We start from the raw sequence: 12,930 nt of genomic DNA on the forward strand, positions 1-12,930 counted from the left end.
GGTCGGGAGAGGGGAGCGCGATGTCCGGAGGGTTCGGAGCCGGCCCCTCTCCCGCCCTGCATCCGCAGGGCACCCTCCCCCGCAGAGGGGGGAAGGTTGGTCCGTCAGTGGCTGATCATCCAGGGCCGCGCGTTCGGGAAGCTCTTGGCGGCCGTGGGGTTGGATTTGGCCTTCGTCCCCGAGCAGCAGCCGCAGCCGGCCCCGTGCGCGGACGACTTGCGGGGGGCGTGCGCGCTCCGCTCGTTGGTCGCGTAGGCCTTGCGCCGGCCCGCATCCATCGAGGCGAGGTTCGGCGCGGTGAGGAAGGCGCGCCCGCACGCCGTCCCGCAATCGGGGCAGTCGTGCGGGTCCTTGAACTGCGCCATCGGGCGCAGCACCGTGAACGGCCCGCAGGCCTCGCAAGCGTAATCGTAGACCGGCATTCGCGCGCTTCCAGGCAAAGTGTGTGCGGTTTGCCGGCCGGGAAGCGCAGCAAACCAGGAGACTACAGATCCGGTGAGAGCGGCATCTGGATCGAGCCGTCGATGAACTTCGTCGGCCCGTCGGCGCCGGGATTGATGTCGAACTCGAAGATCTTGGTCGGAATCCACAAGGTCGCGCAGGCGTTGGGGATGTCGACCACGCCCGAGATGTGGCCCTGGACCGGTGCGGTGCCGAGGATCGAGTAGGCCTGCGCGCCCGAGTAGCCGAACTTCTTCAGGTACTCGATCGCGTTGAGGCAGGCCTGCCGGTAGGCCACCGTCACGTCGAGATAATGCTGCTTGCCGTATTCGTCGACCGAGACGCCCTCGAAGATCAAGTGGTCGTCGAACTTCGGCGTAACCGGCGACGGCTTGAAGATCGGGTTCTTGATCCCGTACTTGGCCATGCCGTCCTTAATCAGGCTGACCTTGAGGTGGACCCAGCCGGCCATCTCGATCGCGCCGCAGAAGGTGATCTCGCCGTCGCCCTGGCTGAAATGCAGGTCGCCCATCGAGAGGCCGGCGCCGGGCACGTAGACCGGGAAGTAGATCTTCGATCCGCGCGACAGGTCCTTGATGTCGCAATTGCCGCCGTGCTCGCGCCCCGGCACCGTGCGGGCGCCTGTCGCGGCCGCCTTCTCCTTCGCCTCGCCCTTGAGGCGTCCCATGTGGGCGGTGGGTCCGAAGGGCAGGGTGGCGAGAGCCGGCACCCGGTTCGGGTCGGTGTCGAACAGCGCCTTCTCGCGGGTGTTCCAGGTCTCGAGCATCTTCGGATCGGGCAGGCAGCCGATCAGGCCGGGATGGATCAGGCCGGGGAAGCGCACGCCGGGGATGTGGCGCGACTTGGTGAACATGCCCTCGAAGTCCCAGATCGACTTCTGGGCCTGGGGGAAGTGCTCGTCGAGGAAGCCGCCGCCGTTGTTCTTCGAGAAGAAGCCGTTGAAGCCCCACTGGCTCTCGGGCTTGGCGCCGATGTCGAGGAGGTCGACCACCAGGAGGTCGCCGGGCTCGGCGCCCTCGACGCCGATCGGGCCGGAGAGGAAGTGGACGATCGACAGGTCGATGTCGCGCACGTCGTCGGCGGAATCGTTGTTTTTGATGAAGCCGCCGGTCCAGTCGTAGGTCTCGACGATGAAGTCGTCGCCGGGCTTCACCATGGCGACCATCGGGATGTCCGGGTGCCAGCGGTTGTGCACCATGTCGTTGTCGTAGGCCGATTGCGTCAGGTCGACCTTGATCAGCGTCTCGGGCATTTTCTGACTTTGCTCCCTGTCTTGGAAACCTGGGGACGGCGATGCCCCGAACGACCGGTTGAGCCGGCCGAAACCTTTCAGCTCGCGAGCAGCCGTTTCAGCGCGTCGTCGAGGATCTGGATGTCGTCGGGGCTGGTGCCCGGTCCGCCGGCGAAGTGGCCCCACCACGTGTCGATGACGCGCAACTCGGCGTTCGGCATCGACTCCGCCTCGATCCGGTTGTCCTCGGGCGGGAAGTACAGGTCGGTCGAGGCCGGCATCAGGATCGCCTTCGCGGTGATCGCGCGAAGCGCCGCCTTGGTGTCCCCGCGGAAGGTGTCGTTGGCGCCGATGTCGCCGTTCTGCCAGGTCCACAGCATCGCGAGCAGGTCGTTGGCGTCGCGCGTGTAGAACAGGCCTTCCCAGAATCCGACGAGGAAGTCTTCGAGCGAGGCGTAGCCCATGTGGGTCTTGTCGGCCTCGATCCGGTAGAAGGTCTGCGACAGGCCCCAGCCGGCGTAGACCCTGCCGAAGGCGCGCAGCCCCTTGTTCGGCGGGCTCGCATCCCAACCCTCTGCGAAGGCGGCGTCGGCCTGGAGCGCCGCCTTGGCACCCTCGAGGAAGACGAAGTTGTGCCGCGAGCACTTGGCCGAGCCTTGGAACGGCAGGATGCGCGGGACCATTTCGGGATAGAGCGCGCCCCAATGGTAGGTCTGGAGCGCCCCCATCGACCAGCCGGTCACCAGGACCAGTTTTTCGATGCCGAAATGCTCGGTGACGAGCCGGTGCTGTGCGCGGACGTTGTCGTAGGCCGTGACGTTGGGGAAGCGCGGCCCGTTCCAGGGAGCCGGCGTGTTGCTCGGCGAGGACGAGAGCCCGTTGCCGAACATGTTGGGGATGATGATGAAGTACGTGTCGGGGTCGAGGGCCTTGCCCGGCCCGATCAGCCACTCGTTCTCGGTGTGCTGGCCGGAATACCAGGTCGGGTAGACGATGGCGTTGTCGCGGGCCGCGTTGAGCGTGCCGAAGGTCTTGAACGCGAGCTTGGCGTTGCGCAGCGTCTTGCCGCACTGGAGAACGTGGTCGCCGAGCTCGAAGATCTCGTAATCGGCCATGATGTCCTCGTTCAGACCGAGAGGAAGCGGGCGACCTGCGCTTCGTCGATGTCGGCGCGCAGCGACTCGTGGACGATCTCGCCGTTCTCCATCACGAGCACCCGGTCGGCGACGTCGAGGGCGAAGCTCAGCACCTGCTCGGAGACGACGATCGACAGGCCGCGCGCGTCGCGGATCGCCTTCAGCGTCCGCCCCATCTCGCGGATGATCGAGGGCTGGATGCCCTCGGTCGGCTCGTCGAGGAGCAGCACCTTCGGGCGGCTCGCGAGCGCCCGGGCGATGGCGAGCTGCTGCTGCTGGCCGCCGGAGAGGTTGCCGCCGCGCCGGCCCTTCATCTCCAACAGCACGGGGAACATGTCGTAGAGGTCCTGGGGGACGCGGCGTGTGCCGGTGACGGTCAGCCCGGTCTCGATGTTCTCCTGCACCGTCATGGTCGAGAAGATCATCCGGCCCTGCGGCACGTAGGCGAGGCCCTTGGCGACGCGGGCATGGCTCTTGAGGCCGCCGATTTCGGCGCCGTCGACGCGGATCGAGCCGGCCTTCACCGGCACGATCCCCATCAGGGTCTTCATCAGCGTGGTCTTGCCCATGCCGTTGCGGCCCATCACCGCGACGATCTCGCCGGGCGCGACCTGGAAGTCGAGGCCGTGCAGCACCTCGCTCTGGCCGTAGGCAGCGTGCAGGTCCGCGACGCGCAGGATCGGCGCGGCCGACGGGACCGTCGGCAGCGGAGGGGCTTTCGCCAGGGGAGGATGCGCGGTCTGCAGCATGATGCTCAGTGTCCCAGATACACTTCGATGACCTTCGGATCGTTCTTGACCCGCTCCATCGAGCCCTCCGACAGGACCTTGCCCTGGTGCAGCACGGTGACCCGGTGGGCGATGTCCTCGACGAACTTCATGTCGTGCTCGATCACCAACACCGAGCGGCCGACGATGATCTGGTTGAGGAGCTCGGCGGTCTTGATGCGCTCGCCGACGCTCATCCCGGCCACCGGCTCGTCGAGCATCAGCAGCTCCGGATCCTGGATCAGCAGCATGCCGATCTCGAGCCACTGCTTCTGGCCGTGGCTGAGGAACTCGGCGCGCTCCAGGAGCTGGTCCTTGAGGAAGATCGTCTCGGCGATCTCGTGGATGCGGTCGCGCACCTCGGCGTCGCGCTTGAAGGTCAGCGCCCCGAACACCGAGCGCCCGCGCGGGAACGAGATCTCCAGGTTCTCGAACACCGTGAGGTCGTCGTAGATCGACGGCGTCTGGAACTTGCGCCCGACGCCGGCCTGGACGATCGCGCTCTCGGTGAGCTTGGTCAGCTCCTGGCCCTTGTACTTGATCGACCCGGCGCTGGCGCGGGTGCGCCCGCAGATCAGGTCGAGCACGGTGGTCTTGCCGGCCCCGTTCGGGCCGATGATCACCCGGATCTCGTTGGGGTCGACGTAGAACGAGACGTCGTTGACCGCCTTGAACCCGTCGAAGGAGACGGTGAGGGCGTCGACCGCCAGCAGGTATTCGGGGGCGTTCGGGTTGGCGCCGATGACGGAGCCCGGGAGGATCGCGGCGTTCATGATGCTCTCACTCGGCCGGGGCGCCGTGGGGGACGATCGCGGGGGGCGGGGCGCGCAGACCCTTCACCCGGCGGGTGAGGCGGGGTTCGATGTGCTCGCGCCAGATGCCGGCGAGGCCGTTCGGGAAGGCGAGCACCACGGCGATGAACAGGGCGCCGAGGCCGAACAGCCACAGGTCGGGGAAGGATTCCGAGAAGCTGGTCTTGGCCCAGTTGACGAGCAGCGTGCCCCAGACCGCGCCGAACAGCGACATCCGCCCGCCGACGGCGGCGTAGATCACCATCTCGATCGAGGGCACGATGCCGACGAAGGACGGCGACATGAACCCGACCTGGAGGGTGAACATCGCGCCCCCGATCGCCGCGAAGGCGGCGGCGAGGCAGAAGGCGAAGACCTTGAACCCGGCGACCGAGTAGCCGGAGAACCGCACCCGGTCCTCCTTGTCGCGCATCGCGACGAGGATGCGCCCGAGCTTCGACTTCTTCACGAACTGCGCGATCAAGATGCAGCCGAGCAGCAGCCCGCCGTTGACGAAGTACAGGATGGTGTGGGCGCTGTCGGTGCGGATGTCCCAGCCGTGGAGGGTGCGCAGGTCGGTGATGCCGTTGATGCCGCCGGTGTAGCCCTGCTGCCCGACGATCAGGATGGTCAGGATCGCGGCGATCGCCTGGGTGATGATGGCGAAGTAGGTGCCGCCGACCCGGCGCTTGAACATCGCCGCCGAGATCGCGAAGGCGAACAGCACCGGCACCGCGACGACGAGGATCAAGGTCAGCGGCAGGCTCTGGAACGGCTTCCAGAACCACGGCAGTTCGGTGATCTGGTTCCAATCCATGAAGTCGGGGATGCCCGGCGTCGACTGGATCTTGGTGTTCGCGACGCTGGACGCCTCGAGCTTCAGGTACATCGCCATGCAGTAGCCGCCGAGGCCGAAGAAGCAGCCCTGGCCGAGCGACAGGATGCCGGCATAGCCCCAGCAGATGACGAGGCCGAGCGCCACGAAGGCGTAGGTGAGGTACTTGCCCACCAGGTTGAGCCGGAAGGCGTCGAGCAGGCTCGGCAGCACGACGAGGAGCACCAGAGCGAGAAGCGCGAGGCTCAGCCACTCGATCGGCTTCATGAACGGGTTGTCGTTCACGGTGACGGACTTGGTCAGGGTCTGGACGGGGTTCTTCATCGTCGAAATCCTCAGCGCCGGACCTTGAGGGTGAACAGGCCCTGCGGCCGCAGCATCAGGATGCCGACCACCGCGAGCAGGGTGAGCACCTTGGCCATCGAGCCGGAGAGGAAGAATTCCAGCGTTGACTGGGTCTGCGAGATCGAGAAGGCCGAGGCGATGGTGCCGAGCAGAGAGGCCGCCCCGCCGAACACGACGATCAGGAAGGTGTCGACGATGTAGAGCTGGCCCGAGGTCGGCCCCGTCGAGCCGATCATGGTGAAGGCCGAGCCGGCCACGCCCGCGATGCCGCAGCCGAGGCCGAAGGTGTAGCGGTCGACCTTCTCGGTATCGATGCCGACGGCGCCTGCCATCGGGCGGTTCGCCATCACCGCGCGAACCTGCTGGCCGAAGCGCGAGCGGTAGATCAGCAGCGCGACGCCGACCGTGATCAGCGTGGTGACAGCCATCACGAACAGGCCGTTGATCGGGATCTCGATGGACTCGGTGACCTGCACCGAGCCGATCAGCCAGGTCGGCAGCTCGACGCCGACCTCGCGCGCCCCGAAGATCGAGCGGTAGGCCTGCTGCAGGATCAGCGACAGGCCCCAGGTGGCGAGCAGCGTGTCGAGCGGGCGCTTGTAGAGGTGGCGGATCAGCGCCCACTCCACCAGCATCCCGAGCGCCCCCGAGGCGCAGAAGGCGAGCACCATCGCCAGGAAGAAGTAGCCCGGGAACAGGGCCGGCAGGTAGCTCTGGAAGAACGTCGAGCACAGGTAGGTCATGTACGCGCCGAGGATCATGAACTCCCCGTGCGCCATGTTGATCACGCCCATCTGGCCGAAGATGATCGCCAGCCCGAGCGCCATCAGCACGTAGACGGAGAACAGGATCAGGCCGGCGAAGCCCTGCATCGCGAAGATCGCGCCGAGGTCGCCGAGGGAATAGTCACCGAACATCCGTGCGCTCCGAGCCGTCGGGAATGCCGGAGGGCCGTGGCCCGCCGCTTTGCGCGATCGCCGTCTCCCACCCTCCCACCTCGTCCCGAGGTGCCGGAGCGAAGCGGAGGCCTCGAAGGGGCCTTCCGGCGCGCTCGGCGACCCCTGGAGCCCTCCTTCGAGGCCCGCTGCCGCGGGCGCCTCAGGATGAGGTCGGGGGGATGAGTGATCGTCGAAAGGCCGTCTGCAAATCGCGCGCCGCGTCGGCGGCGCGCGGATGCGGCCTACTGGTAACCCTTCGGGAACGGGTCCGGCTTGATCAGCTCGGGGCTGGTGTAGACGATCTCGAACTGGCCGTCGGGCTTGGCCTTGCCGACGCGGGTCTTCGACCAGAGGTGGTGGTTCGGGTCGATGCGGACGTAGCCTTCCGGCGCGCCCTTGAATTCGAGGTCGGGCGAGGCGGCGACGACCTTGTCGACGTCGAACGAGCCGGCCTTCTCGCAGGCCATCTTCCACAGGTAAGGCCCGAGGTAGGCGGCCTGGGTGACGTCGCCGATGACGGTCTTTTCGCCCCACATCTTCTTGAAGTCGGCAACGAACTTCTTGTTGTTGTCGTTCTCGATCGACTGGAAGTACTTCATGCACGAGTACGCCCCGGCGATGTTGTCGCCGCCGATGCCGTCGATCTCGTCCTCGGTGACCGAGATCGTCAGCAGCACCTGCTTCGAGAGGTCGATGCCCGAGGCCTTCAGCTGCTTGTAGAACGCCACGTTCGAGCCGCCGACCACGTCGGTGAAGATCACCTTCGGCTTGGTGAGCTTGATCTTGTTGATGACCGAGTTGAACTGCGTGTGGCCGAGCGGGAAGTACTCCTCGCCGACGACCTTGCCCTTGAGCACGTTCTCGACGTGCTTGCGGGCGATCTTGTTCGAGGTGCGCGGCCAGATGTAATCCGAGCCGACGAAGAAGAACGTGTCGCCGCCCTTCTCCTTGTGCACCCAGTCGAGACCCGCGAGGATCTGCTGCGTCGCCTCCTGGCCGGTGTAGAACACGTTCTTGGACTGCTCCAGGCCCTCGTAGAAGGTCGGGTAGTATAGGAGGCCGTTGTACTGCTCGAACACCGGCAGCACGGCTTTCCGCGAGGCGGAGGTCCAGCAGCCCATCACCGCCGCGCACTTGTCGTTGACCAGCAGCTTCTTGGCCTTCTCGGCAAACGTCGGCCAGTCGGAGGCGCCGTCCTCCTGGATGATCTTGATCTTGCGGCCGAGGATGCCGCCGGCCTCGTTGATCTGCGCGATGGCGAGCTTCTCCGCCTGCTGCGCGCCGGTCTCCGAGATCGCCATGGTGCCGGTGATCGAGTGGAGGATGCCGCAGGTCACCTCGGTGTCGGTGACGGCGAGGCCGGTGGTGCTCACCGCCGAGGTCGCCGGGCCGGCGGCGAAGGCGTTGCGCGGCAGGAGCGAGAGGGCCGGCGCGGCCGCCAGCCCCATGAGCAGCTTGCGCCGCAGCGGCGAGCGCAAGCCCCGGTTTAGATCGTGATCCCCGTCAGCCATCGTGCCTTACGCCTCGCATCTCGCGTCCGGCGGCTCATGGAACGGCCGCGGATCGTGGCGCAGGCTAGGGGCTCGGTCGCGTCGCGACCTATACGCTGTTTTGCGTATGGCCGGCGCCGTGCGGGCGGCGCAGTCTGCTCCACCCTCGATGCCGGACGCGTGCGATCAGTACAGCGGCTGCAGCCGCACGTTCGGGATCGCGATCGGCCCGAACAGGATCCGGCCGTCGGCGAGCCGCAGCGGCGGCAGCGGCTTCAGCGCCACCTCGCCGGAGGCGTCGCCCGCACCGCCCTCGGGCTGGCGGCGCAGCCCGAGCAGGCCGCCGACGAGGTTGCCGACCAGCGCGCCGCGGTCGGCGCCGAAGCGCTGCCCGACCACCGCCGCGACCAGCGACTCGACGCCCGCCGCGCGCAGGTCGAGCTGCCCCTCGACGCGGTGGCCCTGGTCGATCCCGAGGCTGCCCTTGGCCTGCAGCCGCCGTTCGCCCTTGGCCAGCGCGAGGCTGGCGACGTCGAGGCTTCCGCCGGCCTGGCGCCAGCGCTCCAGCTCGCGCGCCACCGTGCCGGTGCCGAGGGTCGTCGCGCGGTCGACGGTGGCGTCGAGGGTGAGGTCGGCCGGGTCGGCGTTGCCGATCAGCGCATCCGCCATCGGGGCCAGGGCCTGCGACAGGCGCAGGCTGAGGTCTACGGCGCCGTCCGATTCGAAGCGTCCCGGCGTCGGGCGCGCATGCAGCTCGAGGTGGCGGGCGGAGACCGCGATCGGATCGGGCGTCGCGCCGGCCACCGTCACAGACGGCGCGTCGACCACGAGCGAGGCGCGGACGAACCCGTCAGATGCGCCGTGGAAGCTGCCCTCCAGCATCGTCCAGGTCGCGTCGCCGACGAGGTCGCCCTGTTCCACGTGAAACGGGCCCTCGGCGAGCATCAGCACGTGGCGCGGCTGGTAGACCTGGGCGACCGCCGTCAGCGGGCCGAGCCGGAAGCGTCCGTCGGCGCGCGCGAGGCTGACCGAGCCGCAGCGCAGTTCGATTCGGAACGGATAGCCGCCGATCGACCGGTCGGCGCAGGTCCAGGTCCGGCCGGCGCTGGCCTCGCGGGCGATCCAGCCGTCCATCTCGGAGGCCGCCCGGCCGCGGACGTAGAACCAGCCCGCCGACCACAGCAGCACCAGCGCCAGCAGCAGGATGTAGGGCATGAACAGGCCGCGCCGGGAGCGCGGCGCCCTCGGCGGCACCGCGGCGGGCTCGATGGGGGCTCGCCCCGAAGGATCTTGCCTTGCCGGATCCTGCATCGTTCGCTCCCCGCGCTCGCCCCATCGCAGGTTCGTCCGCGATCGTCCATGCCAGCGCAAGGCATGAGGGGAGGCTCGGGGCGAAACTGGGGCGCGGGCGGCGTCATGCCAAATCCACATCACCCCACCGGGCCGGCGGATTCGGCCTTCGCCCGAGCGCGCGGGCGCCAGCCGGATACGCCGGCCGCCCCGATCGAGCGAAGGGGGTTCAGGCGTGCGCGGGGTCCGCGCTCTCCATCGAGAGGTCGTCGACGATCGCCTTGCGCTCGGCCTCGCCCTCGGCGAGCCGGTGCACGTGCATCTCCGTCGCGCCGCCCTTGCGGGCGCGGGCGAGCCAGGTGCGATGCAGGCGCTCGCGCGGGCTTTCACCGGAGGACGACACCGACACCAGCTCGGCGATGCCCGCGGGATCGCGGCGGACGGCGATCACCACCGCCTCGCCCATCTCGTCGAGCTCGGGCGCGCTGAGGTCATGCACGCCGACCACATAGCGCCGTCCCGAACGCCCGCGCCAGGCGCTGAGCGCCAGGGCCGGGGTGCCGCGAAGGCCGGCAGTGGTCCTCAAGCGCTCTTCCCGCACGTCCCGTCTCCGTGTCCGCTCGTCCGTCAGGTCGCGAAGGGCCGCAGACCAGGACAAGGCTCTTTTGTTCGCCATTTGTTCCAACCTAGATCGGGCGCCGAGCGCCCGTCAAGCGATTCGTCTCGTGAGAACAAAATGGGAATTCGAAGGGCGTTTCACAATGTCCCGGTGGTGCCGCGGACGCAGGAATCGGCGTCCGACGTCAGGCCGGGCGCGAGGTCTCGCGCTGTGGCTCGGGAGCCGTTCGGCCGGCCTGTCCAAGGTCGGCGCGTCCGGCGGCGAGCAGGGCGTTCGAGGCAGTCTCGATGCGATCCTGGACGAGGTCGAGGAAGTCCGCGCGCGCCAGGCCCGGCTGGATCGGCGGCAGGAACTCGATCACCGTGGTGCCGGGGCGGCGGACGAAGCTGCGGCGCGGCCAGTACAGGCCGGTGTTCAGCGCCACCGGCAGGCACGGCACGGAGAGCGCCGCGTAGAGGTGGGACAGGCCCTGCTTGTAGGCCGGGTCGGCGCCCGGCGCCGTCCGGGTGCCCTCGGGGAAGACGATGAGCTGGCGCCCCTGCGCGATTGCGTCGGCTGCGGCCGCGTTCATCAGGCTCATGGCGCGCGCGCCCTTCGACCGGTCGATCGCCACCATGCCGCTGCGCGACAGGAACCAGCCGATCAGCGGGATGAACAGCAGCTCGCGCTTCAGCACGTAGGCGAATTCGGGAAACACCGTGCACAGGGCCAGGGTCTCCAGCGCCGACTGGTGCTTGGCGCCGACGAGCATCGCGCCGGCCGGGATGTTCTCCAGCCCGCGGAACTCGACCCGCGTGCCGGCGACCACGCGCAGCAGCCACAGCGTCACCCGCCCCCACAGCCGCGCCAGCCGCATCACCGCCCGCCCCGAGACCAGCGTCGGCAGCCCGCCGAACGCGATCAGCGTGGTGGCGGCGTAGAAGCAGAGGTTGAACGTGAGGGAGCGGACGGCGAGCATCGGGACCTTCTGTGACGATCCCCCTTTAACGCGCAGGCGCGGCCGGGGCCAAGGGCGCTCGGGCGTGACGCCTCAGGTTGTCTTGGGTCCTGCCTCAATACTCAGGCCTCACATCAATACCCCTCGGCCAGCGTGTCGCGCTGGCGCGGGTCGGCCGCTCCCGCGAGCAGGCCGCCGCTGCGCAGGATCGAGTTGGCCGAGCCCGAGCTCGCCCCCACCCTAACGTCGTGGCCCCGCGCCCGCAGCAGGGCGAGGGTGTCGGGCGAGAGACCCTGCTCGACGCGCAGCACGTCCGGTTTCCATTGGTGGTGGATGCGTGGCGCGGCGACGGCCTCCGCGAGGTTCATGCGGAAGTCGACCAGGTTGACGATCACCGCGAGCACCGTGGTGATGATGCGGCTGCCGCCGGGGCTGCCGGTGACGAGAGTGAGCTGCCCATCCCGGAACAGGAAGGTCGGCGTCATCGAGGAGAGCGGGCGGGCGCCCGGCGCCACCGCGTTGGCGTCGCCGCCGACGAGGCCGTAGGCGTTCTGGGTGCCGGCCTTGGCGGAGAAGTCGTCCATCTCGTTGTTGAGCAGCACGCCCGTGCCCTCGGCCACCAGCCCGACCCCGTAGGAGAAGTTCAGGGTGTAGGTGTTGGCGACCGCGTTGCCGGCCGCGTCCACCACGGAGTCATGCGTGGTCTGGTCGGGCTCCGGCGGCGGAGGGTCGCCGGCCGCGATGCTGTCGGCGGGCCGCGCCCGGTCCGGGTCGATCGCCCGGCGCAGCGTCGCCGCGTAGGGTTTCGCGGTGAGGCCCTGCACCGGCACGCGGACCTGGTCCGGGTCGCCGAGCCAGGTGGCGCGGTCGGCGTAGGCCGGCTTCGTCGCCTCGGCCAGGGTGTGGATCGCGGCGGCGCTGCCCGCGCCCATCGCGGCGAGGTCGAAGCCCTCGAGGATGTTCAGGATTTCGATCAGGTGGACGCCCCCCGAGGAGGGCGGTGGCATCGAGACCACCTCCTAGCCGCGGTAGCTGCCGCGCACCGGCTGGCGGATCACCGGGCGGTAGGCGGAGAGGTCCGCCTCCGTCATCAGGCCGCCGGCCTCGCGCACGGCCGCCGCGATCCGCGCGGCGACCGGGCCGGCGTAGAACGCGTCCGGCCCGCCTTCGGCGATGGCGCGCAGCGTGCCCGCGAGGTCCGCCTGCACCAGGCTTTCGCCCCGGGGCAGGGGGGCGTCGTCGCGGAAGAAGATCTTCCGGGTCGAGGGCCAGCGCCCGAGGAGGCCGGCCGAGCGCGGCAGGGAATCGGCGAGGCCGCCCGCGACCGGGATGCCGCCGCGGGCCAGCGCCTCGGCCGGCGCGATCAGCTCGGCGAGCGACAGCGTGCCCGATCCGTAGAGGCGGTGCGCTTCCGCCAGCCCCCGCACCGTGCCCGGTACGCCGACGGCCTTTCCGCCGCGCCGCGAGGCGTCCCGGTCCGGCTCGCCGCCGGGCGCCAGGAACATGTCGGCGGTGGCGGCCCTCGGCGCGGTCTCGCGGTAGTCGATCGCCACGGTCTCGTGCCGGTCGGCCAGGTGCACCATCATGAACCCGCCGCCGCCGAGGTTGCCCGCCTGCGGCAGGGTCACCGCCAGCGCGAAGCCGACCGCGGCGTCGACCGCGTTGCCGCCGCGCCGGAGGATGTCGACGCCGACCCGCGTCGCCTGGGCCTCCTGGCTCGCGACCATGCCGTGCGCCGCCAGGACCGGCAGCATCCGTGCGTCGTCGGAGGGGATCGGCGGCGCCGGGCTCTGTGCTGAGGCGGGACCGCCGAGCGCGAGCAGGACGGCGAGGACGGCGCGGGTCGATCTCATGCCACCGTGGATAGCACGGCCGCGGCCACGCGGCAGGCGCCGGCGCTTCGCCCCGGCGGCGGGTTCCGCGAGCCCCGTCTTGGAACGCTTACGCCGGCCGTCCGGCGCTTCGCCCCGCGATCAGCCAGTAGACGAGCCCGGCGCCGGCGCCGGCCAGGAACAGGATCGCGGTCACGCGTGCCTCCGCCGCCAGCGCCGCGACGCCGGGGCGCACGGCCCCGCGCACGAGCCAGGGC

At 69.4% G+C, this 12,930-nt stretch carries 11 protein-coding genes and 1 pseudogene; all 12 read right to left on the reverse strand.

The window, feature by feature from the left end; translation table 11 throughout:
- Positions 1-104 precede the first annotated feature (104 nt).
- On the reverse strand, positions 105-422 hold the full coding sequence (locus FV229_RS20580; RefSeq protein WP_147753745.1) for a zinc ribbon domain-containing protein: 318 nt from the start codon (positions 420-422) through the stop codon (positions 105-107).
- Positions 423-484: 62 nt separating this feature from the next.
- The gene (fmdA, locus tag FV229_RS20585) at positions 485-1,714 is read right to left on the reverse strand and encodes a formamidase (protein ID WP_147753746.1); all 1,230 of its coding nucleotides are present in this window, start codon (positions 1,712-1,714) and stop codon (positions 485-487) included.
- A 77-nt stretch (positions 1,715-1,791) separates the two neighbouring features.
- Positions 1,792-2,808: an alpha/beta fold hydrolase gene (locus FV229_RS20590; RefSeq protein WP_147753747.1), complete on the reverse strand. Its 1,017-nt coding sequence runs from the start codon at positions 2,806-2,808 to the stop codon at positions 1,792-1,794.
- Positions 2,809-2,819: 11 nt separating this feature from the next.
- Positions 2,820-3,509, reverse strand: coding sequence for an urea ABC transporter ATP-binding subunit UrtE (gene urtE / locus FV229_RS20595; RefSeq protein WP_187273591.1), 690 nt, complete (start codon positions 3,507-3,509; stop codon positions 2,820-2,822).
- Between the two features lie 74 nt (positions 3,510-3,583).
- Entirely contained in the window at positions 3,584-4,369 is a 786-nt protein-coding gene (gene urtD, locus FV229_RS20600) for an urea ABC transporter ATP-binding protein UrtD (RefSeq protein WP_147753749.1), read from the reverse strand.
- A 7-nt stretch (positions 4,370-4,376) separates the two neighbouring features.
- Entirely contained in the window at positions 4,377-5,546 is a 1,170-nt protein-coding gene (gene urtC / locus FV229_RS20605; RefSeq protein ID WP_147753750.1) for an urea ABC transporter permease subunit UrtC, read from the reverse strand.
- Between the two features lie 11 nt (positions 5,547-5,557).
- Complete coding sequence (urtB, locus tag FV229_RS20610) at positions 5,558-6,484, reverse strand: urea ABC transporter permease subunit UrtB (RefSeq protein WP_147753751.1); 927 nt, start codon at positions 6,482-6,484, stop codon at positions 5,558-5,560.
- Positions 6,485-6,747: 263 nt separating this feature from the next.
- Positions 6,748-8,016, reverse strand: a complete 1,269-nt coding sequence (gene urtA / locus FV229_RS20620) for an urea ABC transporter substrate-binding protein (protein ID WP_147753752.1) — start codon at positions 8,014-8,016, stop codon at positions 6,748-6,750.
- 165 nt (positions 8,017-8,181) lie between these two features.
- On the reverse strand, positions 8,182-9,210 hold the full coding sequence (locus tag FV229_RS20625) for a DUF2125 domain-containing protein (protein WP_246688270.1): 1,029 nt from the start codon (positions 9,208-9,210) through the stop codon (positions 8,182-8,184).
- Positions 9,211-9,514: 304 nt separating this feature from the next.
- Positions 9,515-9,871, reverse strand: coding sequence for a hypothetical protein (locus FV229_RS20630; RefSeq protein ID WP_306422408.1), 357 nt, complete (start codon positions 9,869-9,871; stop codon positions 9,515-9,517).
- Between the two features lie 217 nt (positions 9,872-10,088).
- The gene (locus FV229_RS20635) at positions 10,089-10,862 is read right to left on the reverse strand and encodes a lysophospholipid acyltransferase family protein (RefSeq protein WP_147753755.1); all 774 of its coding nucleotides are present in this window, start codon (positions 10,860-10,862) and stop codon (positions 10,089-10,091) included.
- A 113-nt stretch (positions 10,863-10,975) separates the two neighbouring features.
- A pseudogene (gene ggt, locus FV229_RS20640) lies at positions 10,976-12,694 on the reverse strand (gamma-glutamyltransferase).
- Positions 12,695-12,930 lie beyond the last annotated feature (236 nt).

Origin of the sequence: Methylobacterium sp. WL120 (assembly GCF_008039465.1) — a bacterium.
GTDB classification, from domain to species: Bacteria; Pseudomonadota; Alphaproteobacteria; order Rhizobiales; family Beijerinckiaceae; genus Methylobacterium; species Methylobacterium cerastii.

Coding starts and splice junctions, on each gene's coding strand:
- FV229_RS20580 (WP_147753745.1), bottom strand. CDS start 422: ATGCCGGTCTACGATTACGCTTGCGAGGCCTGCGGGCCGTTCACGGTG.
- fmdA (WP_147753746.1), bottom strand. CDS start 1,714: ATGCCCGAGACGCTGATCAAGGTCGACCTGACGCAATCGGCCTACGAC.
- FV229_RS20590 (WP_147753747.1), bottom strand. CDS start 2,808: ATGGCCGATTACGAGATCTTCGAGCTCGGCGACCACGTTCTCCAGTGC.
- urtD (WP_147753749.1), bottom strand. CDS start 4,369: ATGAACGCCGCGATCCTCCCGGGCTCCGTCATCGGCGCCAACCCGAAC.
- urtC (WP_147753750.1), bottom strand. CDS start 5,546: ATGAAGAACCCCGTCCAGACCCTGACCAAGTCCGTCACCGTGAACGAC.
- urtB (WP_147753751.1), bottom strand. CDS start 6,484: ATGTTCGGTGACTATTCCCTCGGCGACCTCGGCGCGATCTTCGCGATG.
- urtA (WP_147753752.1), bottom strand. CDS start 8,016: ATGGCTGACGGGGATCACGATCTAAACCGGGGCTTGCGCTCGCCGCTG.
- FV229_RS20625 (WP_246688270.1), bottom strand. CDS start 9,210: ATGCCCTACATCCTGCTGCTGGCGCTGGTGCTGCTGTGGTCGGCGGGC.
- FV229_RS20635 (WP_147753755.1), bottom strand. CDS start 10,862: ATGCTCGCCGTCCGCTCCCTCACGTTCAACCTCTGCTTCTACGCCGCC.